Origin of the sequence: Polaribacter sp. BAL334 (genome assembly GCF_015767435.1) — a bacterium.
In the GTDB taxonomy this organism is placed as follows: Bacteria; Bacteroidota; Bacteroidia; order Flavobacteriales; family Flavobacteriaceae; genus Polaribacter.
On record NZ_JADWOV010000292.1, the window covers coordinates 1 to 851 of the forward strand.

1 protein-coding gene and 1 pseudogene are annotated in these 851 nt (G+C 30.8%); one reads left to right on the plus strand and one right to left on the minus strand.

Annotated elements, in window-relative coordinates:
* Positions 1-221, minus strand: a pseudogene (locus IU405_RS08650) (hypothetical protein); the annotation flags it as partial.
* Between the two features lie 84 nt (positions 222-305).
* Here IU405_RS08650 and IU405_RS08655 point away from each other — a divergent pair.
* Entirely contained in the window at positions 306-800 is a 495-nt protein-coding gene (locus IU405_RS08655; RefSeq protein ID WP_197438214.1) for a thermonuclease family protein, read from the plus strand.
* The last annotated feature ends 51 nt before the right edge of the window (positions 801-851 follow it).

The following is an 851-nucleotide window of genomic DNA, read 5'->3' on the forward strand; positions in this document are numbered from 1 at the left end:
AAATTCGTAATACTATTTCGGAAAGACCTTCCTGCAATAGCACTTCCACCAAATTCATTCATATTCTCACGAGTACGAATAAATGCAGGGTCAGTTGCAATTTGATCCGCAGATGGTCCGCCTTTCAATCCTGCAAAATATCCCTCTGTTCCCTTAATTTTGAAGTGTCTAACCTCACCTAATGTACCGACATATTTTATATGCCCTTTTTGCTGTGCCAATTTATATATATTTAAAATTAATTCTTAAATTTACATAATAATACATTGATATACAACATTTTAACCCAAGCAAATAAAAGCAATATGACGCATTTTAATAGTAAAGAACCAATAATTGAAAAACACCTCCAAAAAGTAGTCAGATTCGTTGATGGTGACGGTTTAATATTGGAAGATAAAATGAGTAAAAATCAATTTGAAGTACGATTTTTAGGTATTGACGCACCTGAAATGAAAATTTGTGATAAGATAAAAAAAGACGAAAAAGAATTAAATCTACCAGCTTCATTTTTGATAGAATTGGGATATTTGTCCTACAACTTTTTAAGAAGTCAAGTAAATTTGGGTGATAATTGTAAACTAATACAAGAAAAAGACAAATTAGAAGATAAGTATGGAAGGCAATTAGGCTACCTTGTTTTGAATGATGGCAGAGTCTTAAATGAAATTATGATAAAAGAAGGCTATGCGAAGCCATATACCGAAGTTTCTTGTGAAATGCTACCTTTGTATCAAGAATGGAATTTAGAAGCTAAAAGTGGCTCAAAGGGATTATACTCTTTAGTAAATAAATTTTAAAAAATTATCGGGAAGATGTTGGGAAAATATAAAATTAAAAAACCCTAACTA

Bases quoted from the DNA above. Each gene is read 5' to 3' on its own strand.
- IU405_RS08655 (WP_197438214.1), top strand. From the start codon at position 306: ATGACGCATTTTAATAGTAAAGAACCAATAATTGAAAAACACCTCCAA.